This is a genomic window from Streptomyces sp. NPDC037013 (assembly GCF_055607265.1).
Map to the genome: position 1 here is coordinate 623,755 of NZ_JBVJRV010000005.1, position 14,446 is coordinate 638,200.

The following is a 14,446-nucleotide window of genomic DNA, read 5'->3' on the forward strand; positions in this document are numbered from 1 at the left end:
GGAACGCCCCCCCGCCGGGCTGGAGAACGTCAGGCCGGATGGTCACACTCCCAACTGCAGCCCGTCGGCCGCCTCTTCGACCATGGCGAGGCCGAGTCGGCTGACGCGGACGGAGAACGGAGCCCCCGCGACGCTCAGCGCGCTCAGGCTCAGCTCCCCCAGCGGGGCACTGCGGACCGGGCTCAGCGTGATCGTGCCGGCGGGTGCGTCGGGCCGGATGCCGGCGAGCGCCGCGAGCAGGTGAACCCCGGCGGCAGCGGCGGTGGCCGCCGGGCGGCAGGCGGCCGGGTGTGGCAGTGGAGCCCCGCCCTCCGTGCGCTGTTCCCCCGCGTACATCTCGGGCAGCCGGTGGCCGAAGGTCTCGGCCGCGGAGAGCAGGCCGCGCAGCAATGAGCTCGCCTCCTTCTCGTACCCGGCGGCCATCAGTCCCGTGACGGCGACCGCCGTCTCCTGTACGCGGACCGATCCGCCCCGGTGGCCGAACGGGTTGTACCCGGCTTCTTTGGCTCCCAGGCTGCGCAACCCCCAGCCGGAGTCCATGGCGGGACCGCCGAGCAGCCTGGCGAGTTGCTCGGTCTTGACCTTGTCGAGCAGGCCGGGGGCCAGCTTGCCCGCCCCGAGTAGCCCGGTGTCCAAGAGGTGGGCCGCTCCCCCGGTGAGGTGGGGCACGAGCCGTCCGTCGGGCAACCGGGCGGCGGCCGGCCTGCCCCCGGCCCGGTCCTCCACCCAGAACTCCTCCCGGAAGGCGGACCGCAGGCGTGCCGCCCACTGCCGCAGGTCGGCGGAGTCCTTGCGGCCGTGCGCGTCGAGCAGGTCGGCGCCGAGCAGCGCGGCCCGGTGCGCGTACGCCTGGACCTCGGCGCGCGCGGCCCCTGCCCGCAGGGCACTCTGCGGGCCGTGACCGGACGGGTGTGCGCCCGGGTGGGTGTCGTGGAGGAACACGCCGTCGCCGACGGCGGTGCGCAGCCAGCGCAGGCAGCGCTCCGCGGCGGGCAGCAGCTCCTCGACCTCCTGGGCGGGCAGTCCCCAGCGCCACGCCTCCGCGAGGAGAACCGGGAAGAGGAGGGTCGCCTCGGTGCCGGTGCAGCCGGGTGGGAGGTGGGGGCCCGCGTCCCGCAAGGGGCCCGGGATCATGCCCGCCCGGTGTCCGGGGCCCGTGAGTTGGCTGCTGGCCAGGGTGCGCAGCGTGCCCGCGGCGATCCGCGTACCCAGGGGCAGTGCCATACGGGCTGCGGCCAGCGATTCGGCCGGTGCGAGGCCGCAGCGCCACGGCGCCCCCGCGGCCGCGTACATGTCGGTCGGGTGCTCGGCGTCGCGCAGCAGCAGCGCCTGCAGATCCTCGACGGACCGGGCGAGGAGCGGCTGGACCCTGGGGTCGTCGCCGATCGCCCGTGCCCCGGCGACGGACCGCATCCCGCCGTGTCCCCCCGCGCGGACCGGCCCGGCACCGTCGGGCCGTACCCGCAGCTCGACGCTGCGTGAGCCGCCCGGCGGCAGTTCGATCTCCCAGCGCAGCAGCCCCGCGGAGGCCATGGCGTCGTCGGGTGCGGGGTCGGCCGTCACCGTGCAGTGGGCCGTGGCCGACGACCACCGCATGCCGGAGTCGTACACGCTGGCGGGCAGTTCGGGGCCCGCCCTGCCGGAGGCGACCGCGCCCATCTCCGCGAGGTCCGTGCCGAGCGAGACCTCGACGGGCAGCCGGAGCGGTCGTACGGCCGCGCTGTGCAAGGTGATCCGCTCGGTGCCGTCCGCGTGACGGATTCGCTCGACGACGATCTCCGGGTCGGGTCCGCCGTCCGTGGACAGACGCAGCGTCGCGACAAACCGTGCGCTGTCGGCCGACAGCATGCGGGCCTGCACGGCGACGGGCTCGCGTCCCGCCACCCGTACCTGACAACGGGAGAGGGCCCTGCGTCCCGCGCGGTAGAAGCCCTCCAGGCCGCGGCCGGTCAACTGTCCCTGCTCCGGGGAGATCGCGAACGCCGGCAGAGCGACGCAGGTCAGCACGGTGTGTGCGGGTGGCAGCTCCACGGGGCGGCGCGGGGCCGGAGCCGGCGTCCGGGCCGGGCCACCGGACAGGGGCGCGCGGGCCTGCACGGCCCGCCGGGGCCCCTCTCTGTCGGAGACGGAAGACGGAACGGGAAGAGACATGGGGCAGCTTCTTCTGCGTTGTCTGCGCTAGGGGAAGTCGGAGGACGTGCGGCGGCGCGACCCTGCTGCGCGTACCGCCACTCAGGTGAACGGGCCGACCCGGCTCCAAGTCACGCTCCCCGGGCGGGAAGCCGACCATCTGGCCGCGCCCTTTCCGGCGAGCCGGGCCCCACCGCAGCCATGCCGCCCACGGCCACGCCATCCATCGGACCCACCGCCACCACCAGGCGCTCATCGGTCGTCCCGTGTGCCGCGCCGGATGGTGCGACGGCGGTTCCGCGGGCCCGTGCCCGGGGTACCGGGGATTCGCATGCCTCCGAAGGGCCTGGGGCCGTCGGAGCTCCGGAGCCGGTGGCGGTCGTTGCCGACCGGGCGCGGCAGCCGGCGACGGCGTCGACGGGGAGAAGAACCGTCCGATGTCGTCTCGGAGGCGTTGTCCGGCTCTCGCTCCTCACCTTCGCCGCCGACGGTGCCTGCGTCCGTGTCTGCGTCTGTGTCTGCGTCTGTGTCTGCGTCTGTGTCTGCGCCTTCTCGGACTCGTGGGCCTTCTCCGCGCCCCGCCGCGGCATCCCTCTCACGGTCGGCGCGCTCCCTGCGCAGGCAGCGGCGGATCGACTCCGGGTCGACGTCTTCATTGCAGGCGCGGTTGAGGAGCTGGGCGAAGGCGTATCCGGGGTCGGCGCACAGGGCCATGTCCAGGGCTTCCTGGCCTTCCGCGAGGTCACCCAGAGACCAGGCCACCCAGCCCGCGAGGGACAAGGGGGCCGCCGCGTGCTCCGCGTACGCGCCGACGCAGCGGCGGGCCAGCGCCCGCCAGAGACGCAACGCGGGCAGCGCCTCGGCGCCCTCCATCCATTCCGCCGCACGGTCACGGGTCGTCCGCACCTGGAGGCCGAGGATGAGGGCGGCCGCTTCGTCGTGCGCGATCAACTCGTCGTCCTGCCTGTCCGCATCGAGTGCGTCCGTGATCGGGGGTGCGGCGGCCAGACGCGCCATGATCCGGCGGGCCAGGTCTAGCGTCTCCTCCTCGACCGCCCCGGTTTCCGTGCTCCGGTCCTCGTGCCCGGGCTCCTCACTGTCCGGGCTCTCGGCGTCCGGATTCACCCCGTTCGGGGATCCGCCGTTCATGGGGCCGCCGCTCAGGGTTGCCGTGTGCAGGTGCACCCCGGGCAAAGCGAACTCGTTCAGCATCCTGGGGATGAGCGTGAGGCCCGCCGCGTCGAGGGCGCGCTCCTGGTCCGTCGCCGCAGCGGCCTCCCAGGGGGTGAGCCGCCCCCTGATCTCGCTCTGCGAGAGGCTCGCCCGGACGCCCATATACGTGGCCGCCGCGGCCAGGACGGACGTACCCGGTGCGAGCAGGGGCATGCCCTCGGGCGGGCAACAGCGGGTGTCCGGACAGCAATAGGTCCAGCAGAGCCCTTCCGATACGCACACGACTTCGAGCACCGGGACGTCGAGGCGGCCGCACGCCGTGCGCAGCGCCTGGGCCAACGGCCGCAGCCGCTCCATGACCTGCCGCCCCGACTCTACGCCGATGGGCTCCTGGCACAGGAAGGCCACGATGCCGTCCGGGCGTGCGCCCCTCCTCTCGCAGCCGCCCACCAGGCATTGGGCGAGCTGGTCCGCCACGCACGGCCAGTCCTCCGTCCGATCGGGGACACCGAGGCGCACCCGTCCGCCGAACCGCCCTCGCGCGCCGTGCAAGGCGATGAGCACGATGCTGTCCTCGGGCTTGAAGCCGAGCAAATACGGCAGGGCATCCGCCAGTTCGGCAGGGGTGCGCAGGGTGACCGCCGGCTCGTCGAACGAATCCCGGGGGCGGGCGGAGTTGTTGGGGTTGATCGGGCCGGCTGCTTCGCTCTGGTTTTTCGTCATGCGCCGACTCTCCCGCGGATCGCACGACTCCGGTTGACCCTGTGGATAACCCCGATCAGGAGCACGCCAAAAGTTATCCACAGCAAATCGCGGTCGCTCGACCTACCGCCTCGGTCGAGCGCACAGTTGACCTGACGCGGCTCGATCCACGAGGCGAGGAGAAGGGGGCGAGCAGAGATCCCGACGATGGTTAATTAGGTTAGGCTAAGCTAAGGTCGACTCGCCTGGCGCCCCAACGACGCAGCAGATGACCGGACACCACGAGAGACGGAGATCATGACAGTACGGGCCGCGGTGGCCGGAGCAAGTGGCTATGCGGGCGGGGAGATCCTCCGTCTGCTGCTGTCGCATCCGGAGGTCGAGATCGGCGCGGTGACCGCGCACAGCAGCGCGGGCCGGAGGCTCGGAGAGGTGCAGCCACAGCTGCCCGGCCTCGCCGACCGGGTCCTGAGCCGGACGACGGCCGCGCAGCTGCGGGACCACGACGTCGTCTTCCTCGCCCTCCCGCACGGCCAGTCCGCCGAACTGGCACGGCAGTTGACGGACACCACCCTCGTCGTGGACTGCGGAGCGGACTTCCGGCTGCGCGAGGCGGCCGACTGGGAGCGGTTCTACGGCACCCCGCACGCGGGGACCTGGCCCTACGGCCTGCCCGAACTGCCCGGCGCCCGGGACGCGTTGAAGGGGGCAGGCCGTATCGCCGTACCGGGCTGCTATCCGACGGCCGTCACCCTCGCCCTGTACCCGGCCTTCCTGGCGCGGCTGGTGGAGCCGGAGGCCGTCGTCGTCGCCGCCAGCGGCGCGTCGGGGGCCGGCCGGGTGGCCAAACCTCACCTGGTCGGTGCGGAGTTGATGGGGTCGATGTCGCCGTACGGCGTCGGAGGCGGTCACCGGCACACACCGGAACTGACCCAGAACCTCTCCCAGGCCGCGGGTGAACGCGTCACCGTCTCCTTCACCCCCACCCTGGCCCCCATGCCCCGGGGCATCCTCGCCACCTGCTCGGCGCGCCTGCGCCCCGGTCTGACGGCGTGTGCCGCGGAGGCCGACGCGCGCGCCGCGTACGAAACCGCCTACGGCGACGAGCCGTTCGTACGGCTGCTCCCGCCGGGCGTCTGGCCATCGACCGCGGCCGTACTCGGGTCCAACACCGCCCAGGTGCAGGTGGCCGTGGACGAGGCGGCGCACCGGCTCATATGCGTCGGCGCAATCGACAACCTGACCAAGGGCACCGCCGGTGGCGCGGTGCAGAGCATGAACGTCGCCCTCGGCCTGCCGGAAGAGATGGGCCTGCCGATGAATGGAGTGGCTCCGTGAGCGTGACCGCTGCCCGGGGATTCGTCGCCGCCGGAGTCTCCGCCGGGATCAAGGCCTCCGGCGACCGGGACCTGGCTCTGGTGGTGAACCGCGGGCCGTCCGACGCGGCGGCCGCGGTGTTCACGTCCAACCGCGTACAGGCCGCACCCGTGCGCTGGACGCGGGCCGCGGTGGCCGACGGCGCGCTGTCCGCTGTCGTCCTCAACTCCGGTGGCGCCAACGCCTGCACCGGCCCGGCGGGTGAGGACGACGCCCGAACGATGGCCGGGCACACGGCACGGGCCGTCGGTGCCGCGGCTGACCGGGTCGCGGTGTGTTCCACCGGACTCATCGGCGTCCCGCTGCCCATGGACCGGGTGACGGCGGGCATCGACGCCGCGGCGGCGCGGTTGTCGGGCGACGGCGGCGAGGACGCGGCCGTGGCGATCAAGACGACCGACTCGGTGCACAAGACGGCGATGGCGGCCGGTCCCGGCTGGACCGTGGGCGGCATGGCGAAGGGTGCGGGCATGCTCGCCCCCGGCCTCGCGACCATGCTGGTGGTGCTCACCACGGACGCGGACGTGAGCGCGCCCGAACTCGACGCCACGTTGCGGGAAGCCGTGCACACCACCTTCGACCGGGTGGACTCGGATGGCTGCATGTCCACCAACGACACCGTGCTGCTCCTCGCGTCGGGCGCCTCGGGGGTGCGCCCGGACCCGGCCGCGTTCGCGGACGCCGTGCACGGCGTGTGTCTGGAGCTGGCGCACCGGCTCATCGCGGACGCGGAGGGCGCGTCGAAGGAGATCGAGGTGCGGGTGGTCGGCGCGGCGTCCGAGCGGGACGCCGTGGAAGTGGGCCGGTCGGTGGCCAGGAACAACCTCCTCAAGTGCGCCCTGCACGGCGAGGACCCCAACTGGGGACGTGTGCTGTCGGCGATCGGCACGACCTCCGCCGCCTTCGACCCCGACTGCCTGGACGTGGCGATCAACGGCGTCCTGGTGTGCCGGGACGGTGCGGCCGGGGAGTCACGGGACGCCGTGGACCTGTCGGGGCGCCAGGTGACGGTCACCGTCGACCTGCGCTCCGGTGCGGAGTCGGCGACGGTCTGGACGAACGACCTCACGGCCGCGTACGTCCACGAGAACAGCGCGTACAGCTCATGAACGGGGTGAGCGAGGTACAGGACGTGGACGAGGTACACCGGGTGGACGAGGTAGGGGCAGAGATGGGGACGACCGTCGGCGATCAGACGGCCCTCGGTAGTCGGACGACCCTCGGCGGACACGGGCATGCCGACGTCGAGCCGTCCTCCGCCACCGCGCTTCTCCACCCGACGGAGAGGCACGGGGAGCCGTGGGACGGCGTGGTCGTGGTCAAGTTCGGCGGCCACGCCATGGTGGACGCGGATCTGCAACGGACGTTCGCCCGGGACGTCGTGGAGCTGTGGCACGCGGGACTGCGCCCCGTCGTCGTGCACGGCGGCGGACCCCAGATCAGCGCGATGCTCGACCGTCTCGCGCTGGAGACCCGTTTCGAGGCGGGCCTGCGCGTCACCACCCCGGAGACCATGGACGTGGTCCGCATGGTGCTGACCGGCCGGGTCCAGCGGGAACTGGTCGGCCACATCAACGCCCACGGGCCCTTCGCCGTGGGGATGACCGGCGAGGACGCCCACACGATGACGGCCGTGCGGCGGCCGGCGTGGGTGGACGGACAGCCGGTGGACATCGGTCTCGTCGGGGACGTGGTGGACGTCAACCCCAGTATGGTGCGCACGTTGTTGGAGCAGGGGCACATACCGGTGGTCTCCCCCGTGGCCCGCGGCAGGGGCGGCGAGGTCTACAACGTCAACGCCGACCTCGCGGCGTCCGCGCTCGCCGTGGCCCTCGACGCCGAACGCCTCGTGATGCTCACCGATGTCAAGGGCCTGTACGCGGACTGGCCGCACAGCACCGAGGTCATCGAACGCCTGACGGCGGACGCGCTGGACGAGATGCTGCCGGGTCTTGCGAGCGGCATGCTGCCGAAGATGGAGGGCTGCCTGCGGGCGGTGCGCGGCGGGGTGCGCAAGGCCCACGTGCTCGACGGACGCGTGCCGCATGCGGTGCTGCGGGGCGTACTGGATGAGACGAGCCCCGGGACGACCGTGGTCCCGGACGGGGGCGGTTCGAGCGTCCACTCAGGTTCCGGGGAGCCCGGCACCGGCACCGGCACCAGCACCAGCACCAGCACCAGCACCAGCACCACGGTCATCCCTCGCGGTCGGCCCGGTCACGACGAGTGCACTGTCTGACTTCGCAGAAGGTGTCCGCCCGAGGCCTCCACCCGACGCGCCCGCGCACGCGAAAGTGGCCCGCGAGGACAACTCGCGGGCCACTTGGTGGGTTTCCTCGGCTTCGTCGACTTCGCCGACTCCGCGGACTCCTCGCTCACACCCTGCGCGCGAGGATCTGTGCGTTGCGTCGCGGGTCGAGGGATTGTGCCCAGGCCGGGGGCGCCAGGCGCGGGGTCGTGGGCGTGAATCCGTAACGGAGGAAGAGGTCGCCGCCGCCGGTCGTCGCCGTGAACAGCGCGTCGAGCGACTGGGCACGCGCGAGGGCCAGTACGGCGCGCAGGAGTCCGCCTCCCACTCCGCGTCCCTGCCGGTGCCCGGCCACGCAGAAGTTGTAGAGAACGCCTGTCGGCCCGCGGCGCTCCCCCGGGTCGGCCGGGTCGGCCGGGTGTACGCGCAGGCCCACGCACCCTTCGAGCGGACCTCCGGAGGCGCCCGCCACCAGGAAGTCGGCGGCTTGGGCGGCGTAGAGCGCGGCAGGCCGTTCCCGCAGCGCACCCGAGCGCACGAAGGGCTGGGAGAGGGCGACGAGCGCGGCGGCGTCCTCCTCGCGGGCGGAGCGCACGCAGGGGGCCGGCGCGGGGAGTGTGTGCGGCAGCGGGGCAGGGCGCGGCGTAGCCGTGATCAAGGCTTACCTTCCTCGGTTCCACGGGCGAAGGACGGCTCGTCGCCGTGCACTTCCCCGACGACCAGCGAAGTAAGGTTAGCTTTACCTAATTCGATCAGTCCAGCCGGGCCGCGTACCCCAGAGTTCAGAGGGTTCCAGCGCGTGCCGTAGGCCGTGGGATCTACGGCCCGTACAGACCCGAACAGGCCCGTCCAGATCCCGGCAACAAGAAAGGCAAGAGGGAAGTACCCACCTCTTGCCACTTTCAACTTATAGCGCACCGGGGGGCTTGCGGCAAGGCCCCGGTGGTGCCGCACAATCACTGGCCTCGGATCGGAGCTGATGACGTGAATCCCCTGGCCACCAGTGCTTTCAACCTTCCCGCCAACCTTTCGGCCAAGGCCGACCCGGCTCTCATCGCCGACGACGAGCGGCATTTCGCGGCCATCGCGGAGAGCCTCGACCAGACCATCGCCGAACTCTCCGGCCGCCTCGACGATCTGCGCAGGGCTCCCGGCGGTATCGGCCGGGAGGCGATGGACCGGGACGCGGAGATCCACCGGCTGAGCGGCCGGTTGCGCGCCCTGCGCCGGTTCGGCCTCGACCTGTGCCTGGGGCACGTCGTCACCGCCGACGGCACCGAGCCCCTGTACATCGGGCGGCTCGGGCTGACCGACAGCGAGGGCCGTCGGCTGCTCGTCGACTGGCGTTCCCCGGCGGCCGAGCCGTTCTTCGCGGCGACCCACGCCAACCCGATGGGCCTCGCGAGCCGCCGCCGTTACCGCTGGGCCGGCGGGCGGATCAGCGACTACTGGGACGAGGTGTTCACCGCCGACGGTCTCGAACACCATGCCGCCCTCGATGACCAGTCGGCCTTCATCGCCAGTCTGGGCAGCAACCGTTCGGCGCGGATGCGCGATGTGCTCGGCACCATCCAGGCCGACCAGGACGCCATCATCCGCGCGGGCTCCCGTGGCGCGCTCGTCGTCGACGGCGGGCCCGGCACCGGGAAGACGGTTGTCGCCCTGCACCGTTCCGCGTATCTGCTCTACTCCGACCCCCGCCTCGGGCACCGGCGCGGCGGCGTGCTCTTCGTCGGCCCGCACGAGCCCTACCTGGGGTACGTCGCGGACGTCCTGCCCAGCCTCGGCGAGGAGGGGGTACAGACCTGCACCCTGCGGGACCTGGTCGCAGAGGGCGCCTCGGCGCTCCCCGAGACCGACCCGCAGGTGGCCCGTCTGAAGTCGTCCGCCGCCATGGTCGAGGCGATCGAAAAGGCCGTCAGGTTCTACGAGGAGCCGCCCACCGAGACCATGACGGTCTCCACCCCCTGGGCCGAGGTGCGGATCAGCGCGGACGACTGGGCCGAGGCGTTCCGGGCGCCGGGACCGGGCACCCCGCACAACGAGGCGCGCGAGCAGATCTGGGAGGAACTGGCCACGATCCTGATGGACAAGCAGGACATGAGCCAGCAGGACATGGGCCGGCAAGACATGGGCCGGCAAGACATGTACGGCATGGACGGGGAGGGCGTGGGCTGGGATGAGCGCGGCGTCTCTCCCGAGCTGTTCCTGCGGTCACTGCGCCAGGACCGGGAGCTGGTCACGACGCTGCACCGCGCCTGGCCGCTCCTTGACGCCGCCGACCTGGTCTCCGACCTGTGGACGGTCCCCGCGTACCTGCGCATGTGCGCGCCCTGGCTCGGCCCCGACGACGTAAGGAAGTTGGGGCGCAAGGAGGCGCCCCGGGCCTGGACGGTGTCCGATCTGCCGCTCCTCGACGCGGCACGGCAGCGGCTCGGCGACCCCGAGGCGGCGCGGCGCAAGCGGCGCCACGACGCCGCGGTCGCGGCCGAACGCGAGCGCATGGCCGGTGTCATCGACGAGATCCTCTCGGCCGCCGACTTCTCCTCGGCCGGCGACGACAGCGAGGGCGCGGTGCGGATGCTGCGCGGCAAGGATCTGCAGGAGAGCCTGATCGACGAGAGCGCCCTGCCCGCCGATGCCCCGGACCGGCTCGCCGGGCCGTTCGCGCACGTCGTCGTGGACGAGGCGCAGGAACTGACCGACGCGGAGTGGCAGATGCTGCTGCTGCGCTGCCCGTCGCGGAGCTTCACCATCGTCGGGGACCGCGCCCAGGCCAGGCACGGGTTCGCCGAGTCGTGGGAGGAACGCCTGCACCGCATCGGGCTCGACCGCGTCACGATGGCCTCGCTCGGCATCAACTACCGCACCCCCGAAGAGGTGATGGCAGAGGCCGAACCGGTCATCCGCGCCGAACTCCCGGACGCCAACGTGCCGACGTCGATCCGCAGCAGCGGCCTCCCCGTCGTCCACGGGCAGGTGGCGGACCGGGACTCGATCCTCGACGCCTGGCTCGACGAGCATGCCGAGGGGATCGCCTGCGTCATCGGTGATCCCACGTTCCGGGCGAGGCCACGCGTCCGGTCACTGACCCCGGAACTGTCGAAGGGGCTCGAGTTCGACCTGGTCGTCCTCGTCGATCCGCAGACGTTCGGCGAGGGCATCGAGGGGGCGGTCGACCGTTACGTCGCGATGACCCGTGCCACCCGGCAGCTCGTCATCCTCACGAGCCGCTGAGGGGGGCCTTGGCCGTACGACGGGGACGCTTTGGCCGTACGACGGGGACGCTTTGGCCGTACGTCATCGCCGTACGGCTCAGCCATCTACGCCTCCCCCGTCGTCCGGCCGTCGACGTAGGTCGCCACCACCTCGATGTCGCCGATGCGTGACGTGTCGACGCGTCGCGGGTCGTCGCCGAGCACGACGAGGTCGGCGAGTTTGCCCGGCGTGAGGCTGCCCAGGCTGTCCTCCCGCTGACAGGCGAAGGCGCCGGCGACGGTGTAGGCGTGCAGGGCCTCGTCGACGGTGATGCCTTCGCGCGGGCCGATCACCCGGCCCGACGCGGAGGCCCGCTCGACCATGAACTGGATGGCTCGCAGCGGCGATCCGTCCGCGACCGGGCGGTCCGAGCTGCCGACCAGCGGGATGCCGTGGTCCAGGAAGGAGCGGCCGCGGTAGAGCCAGGGGGCCCGTCGCTCGCCCATGACCTCCGCGTAGTCGTCGCCGAAGGAGCGGAGGAAGCCGGGCTGGACGACCGCGCTGACGCCGAGCCGCGCGAGGCGCGGGAGCTGGTCGGGGCGGATCAGGCCGGCGTGTTCGACGCGGTGCCTGGCGCCGGGCCGGGGGCGCAGGTGCTGGGCCCGTTCCAGGGCGTCCAGGGTGAGGTCGGCCGCGCGGTCGCCGATGGCGTGGACCGCGAGCTGCCATCCCCCGAGGTGGCCGGCGACGATCGTGTCCGCGAGCACGTCCGGGTCGTCCTGCAACTGGCCCGCGTGGCTCGCGTGGTCGAGACCTTCGTACGGCTCGGTGAGCGCGGCGGTCCTGGCCATCATCCCGCCGTCGGTATAGATCTTCAGCGCGCCGACGGAGAGCCGGTCGTCGCCGAACCCGGTGCGCAGGCCGAGATCGAGGGCGCGCGGGATGCCGTCGCTCTCGTGCGCGGCCACCTGGCGCAGCCGGTCCGCGGAGACCATGAGCTGGACGCGCAGCGGCAACAGGCCTTCTTCCCGGGCGAGTTGATAGGCACCCAGCTCGACCGGACTGTGGCCGAAGAGGGTGCCGCCGATACCTGCCTCGGCGCAGGCGGTGACGCCCTCGGCCAGGCAGGTCCGGGCGGCTCGGCCGATGGCTTCGGCGAGTTCGCGCTGGGAGTACGGCAGGCGCAGGGCGCGGGCGGCACCCATGGCACCTTCGGCGAGGAAGCCGTCGCCGTGCGGAGTGCCTTCCCCGTGCGGAGTGCCCTCCCCGTGCGGGGCGCCGTCGCCGTGCGGGATGTCGTCGGGGAGCAGGTCGAGGACGGCGGTGCTGACGACACAGCCGTGTCCGGACTCGTGCAGCAGGAAGACCTTGCGTCCCCGGCCGGCCGTGTCCAGTTCGGCGGCGGTCAAGTGGCGGCCCAGGGCGCGCTGGTCGTAACCGGCGAGACTCACCCAGGCGTCCGGGGCGGCCTCCGCGGCCGCTTCCGCCACGACGGCGAGTACGTCCTCGACGCGTGTGCGGCCCGCGACGCTCACTGTGTTCTGCTGGAGCCCGGTCCACGCCAGGTGCACATGGGCGTCGATGAAGCCGGGCAGCACGGTGGCGCCCTGGAGGTCGACCACCTCCCGTGCGGGCAGGGAGGTCACGGCGTCGTCCAGGCCCACGATCCGGCCCCGCCAGATGCCCAGGTCGTGGGCGACGGGGTGGTCCGGATCCATCGTGAGGAAACGCGCGTTCGTCAGTCTGGTGCAGAGCATGGGGTGCCTCAGGGGTGTCCCGCCGCGCCCGCGCGCCCTTCGTGGCCGTCGCGGCCCTCGGGTTGTCGGAGGTCAGCTGTCCGTGGCGGTGTCCGTGGCCGTCGCGAGGGACCGGGGGCGCAGGTCCGTCCAGTTGGTCTCGATGTACTCCAGGCACGCCTCCCGGGTGTTCTCCGGGAAGACGGTCGTCCACCCTCCGGGCACCTCGGCGAAGGACGGCCAGAGCGAGTGCTGCCCCTCGTCGTTCACCAGGACCAGGAAGCGGCCTTCGGGGTCGTCGAAGGGGTTGGTGCTCATCTGTCGGGGTCTCCTCGGGCGCGACGGTACGGACGGTAAGGAAGGCATGGCAGTCATGGAAGTTACGGAAGCTGCCGAAGCCATGGCTGCCATGGAAGAGAGCTACCGGATTAGGTTAGGCTCCCCTAAATTACTGCGAGCTTAGCCTCTCTCCCTTCCCTCTCACAAGGAGACGTGCATGCGCCTGTTGATCGACCGTTGCCCCCTCGGCGGCCGGCCATGACGGGTACCGCCCCCGGCCGCGCGGCCGGCACGGAGAACGTCTTCGCCGAGTACGGGCTGACCGGCGTACCGGGCACCGAGCAGTTCTGGGCGGACGCCCGGACGCCCGCGTCGGTGCCCGCGGACGACGGCGGTTGGACGACCCTGTTCCTCTGGCGCGGCTCCCCGGCGACCATCGGCTTCGAGAGCTGGTCGGAACCGGTGGCCCTGGGGCGGTGGGGCGACACGGACTGCTGGTACGCCGAGGTGAGCATGCCCGCGCGGCTGCGGGTGACCTACCAGTTCCTCGTCGACGGCGCGGCCTACGCCGATCCGCTGAACCCCGCCGGGGCGGGCGGCGACCGGTCCATCGCGGCGACCCCCGACGCCCCCGCCCAGCCGCACTGGCCGCTCCTCGGCGCCGACGACATCCTGCCCGTGCCGCGCACGCGGATCCGGTGGGCCAGCGAACGGCTCGGCGGGCGGCGCACCGTGCGGGTCCATCCCGTGGGCGGCGGCGGGCCGTTGGTCCTGCTGCTCGACGGGGACGACTGGCTGTACCTGCACCCGGCCATGACCGCGTTCGACGCGGCCTTCGCCGCGGGCGAGCTGCCTCCCGTCACCCTCGTCTTCCTCCCGGCCAAGGACCGGGAGGCCGAGTTCGCGTGCGAGCCCGCTCTGTGGGAGGCCGTCCGCGACGAACTGCTGCCGCTCGTGGCGGAGTGCGGGGTTCCTGTGGAGGTGGACCGGCTGGTCGTCGTCGGGCAGAGCCTCGGGGGGCTGAGCGCGGTGTACGCGGCGCTGGAGTTCCCGGAGTTGGTGTCCCGCGTCGCCTGTCAGTCGCCGTCGTTCTGGTGGGCGCCCGGCGCGGTCGGCTCGGCGGATCCGCTGGGCGGTCCGGCCGGAGGGGCGATCGCCGCGCTCCTGCGGGAGCGGCGTCCCGGTCTGGATCTGGGCGGGGTGCGGATCGCGTTCGATGTCGGGGAGCACGAGGGGGCGATGTTGCGTCACTGTGAGCCGGTGGAGGCGATGGTTCGTGAGGCGGGGGCGGGGGTTCGGGTTTCTCGGGGGGCTGCCGAGCATGATCGGGTGGGGTGGCGGGGGGCGGTGCTCAGGGATGTGGGGTGGGTGTTGAGCTGAGGCACGCCTTGCAGGGGGCTTGGGGGGTGTTTGCGCAGTTCCCCGCGCCCCCTATCCGGCCTCCCGCATCGTCGTTGTCTGCCACGCCGTGGGGGTTTTTGCGCAGTTCCCCGCGCCCCTAATCCGACCCCAGCACCATCGTCGTCTGCCACCCCGTCGGGGGATTCGCGCAGTTCCCCGCGCCCCTTATCCGGCCCCAGCGCCATCGTCATCTGCCGCCCCG

At 72.6% G+C, this 14,446-nt stretch carries 10 protein-coding genes; 5 read left to right on the forward strand and 5 right to left on the reverse strand.

Annotated features, from left to right (window positions below):
* Positions 1 to 42: 42 nt before the first annotated feature.
* Both ACZ7DY_RS21760 and ACZ7DY_RS21765 read right to left on the reverse strand, forming a co-directional pair.
* Positions 43 to 2,151, reverse strand: a complete 2,109-nt coding sequence (locus ACZ7DY_RS21760) for a glycogen debranching N-terminal domain-containing protein (protein ID WP_471137588.1) — start codon at positions 2,149 to 2,151, stop codon at positions 43 to 45.
* A 231-nt stretch (positions 2,152 to 2,382) separates the two neighbouring features.
* On the reverse strand, positions 2,383 to 4,026 hold the full coding sequence (locus ACZ7DY_RS21765; protein ID WP_471137589.1) for a DUF4192 domain-containing protein: 1,644 nt from the start codon (positions 4,024 to 4,026) through the stop codon (positions 2,383 to 2,385).
* A 276-nt stretch (positions 4,027 to 4,302) separates the two neighbouring features.
* Here ACZ7DY_RS21765 and argC point away from each other — a divergent pair, with 276 nt between their 5' ends.
* From argC to argB, 3 genes are read left to right on the forward strand one after another with little or no spacing between them, the layout of a single operon-like run.
* Complete coding sequence (argC, locus tag ACZ7DY_RS21770) at positions 4,303 to 5,343, forward strand: N-acetyl-gamma-glutamyl-phosphate reductase (RefSeq protein ID WP_471137590.1); 1,041 nt, start codon at positions 4,303 to 4,305, stop codon at positions 5,341 to 5,343.
* Positions 5,340 to 6,491, forward strand: a complete 1,152-nt coding sequence (argJ, locus tag ACZ7DY_RS21775) for a bifunctional glutamate N-acetyltransferase/amino-acid acetyltransferase ArgJ (RefSeq protein WP_471137591.1) — start codon at positions 5,340 to 5,342, stop codon at positions 6,489 to 6,491. Before argC ends, argJ begins: the two co-directional genes overlap by 4 nt.
* A 23-nt stretch (positions 6,492 to 6,514) precedes the next feature.
* A complete protein-coding gene (argB, locus tag ACZ7DY_RS21780; protein WP_471137592.1) occupies positions 6,515 to 7,621 on the forward strand; it encodes an acetylglutamate kinase in 1,107 nt (368 codons plus the stop codon).
* Positions 7,622 to 7,757: 136 nt separating this feature from the next.
* Here argB and ACZ7DY_RS21785 read toward each other — a convergent pair whose 3' ends face one another.
* A complete protein-coding gene (locus ACZ7DY_RS21785) occupies positions 7,758 to 8,288 on the reverse strand; it encodes a GNAT family N-acetyltransferase (RefSeq protein ID WP_471137593.1) in 531 nt (176 codons plus the stop codon).
* A 326-nt stretch (positions 8,289 to 8,614) separates the two neighbouring features.
* Here ACZ7DY_RS21785 and helR point away from each other — a divergent pair, with 326 nt between their 5' ends.
* A complete protein-coding gene (gene helR, locus ACZ7DY_RS21790) occupies positions 8,615 to 10,867 on the forward strand; it encodes an RNA polymerase recycling motor ATPase HelR (protein WP_471137594.1) in 2,253 nt (750 codons plus the stop codon).
* Positions 10,868 to 10,953: 86 nt separating this feature from the next.
* On the opposite strand, the gene ACZ7DY_RS21795 is transcribed toward helR, so the two are convergent.
* Positions 10,954 to 12,585, reverse strand: coding sequence for an amidohydrolase (locus ACZ7DY_RS21795; RefSeq protein ID WP_471137595.1), 1,632 nt, complete (start codon positions 12,583 to 12,585; stop codon positions 10,954 to 10,956).
* Positions 12,586 to 12,657: 72 nt separating this feature from the next.
* Positions 12,658 to 12,882: an MbtH family protein gene (locus ACZ7DY_RS21800; protein WP_471137596.1), complete on the reverse strand. Its 225-nt coding sequence runs from the start codon at positions 12,880 to 12,882 to the stop codon at positions 12,658 to 12,660.
* A 219-nt stretch (positions 12,883 to 13,101) separates the two neighbouring features.
* Between ACZ7DY_RS21800 and ACZ7DY_RS21805 the strand changes: the two genes are divergently transcribed.
* Entirely contained in the window at positions 13,102 to 14,223 is a 1,122-nt protein-coding gene (locus tag ACZ7DY_RS21805; RefSeq protein WP_471137597.1) for an alpha/beta hydrolase-fold protein, read from the forward strand.
* Positions 14,224 to 14,446: the final 223 nt, after the last annotated feature.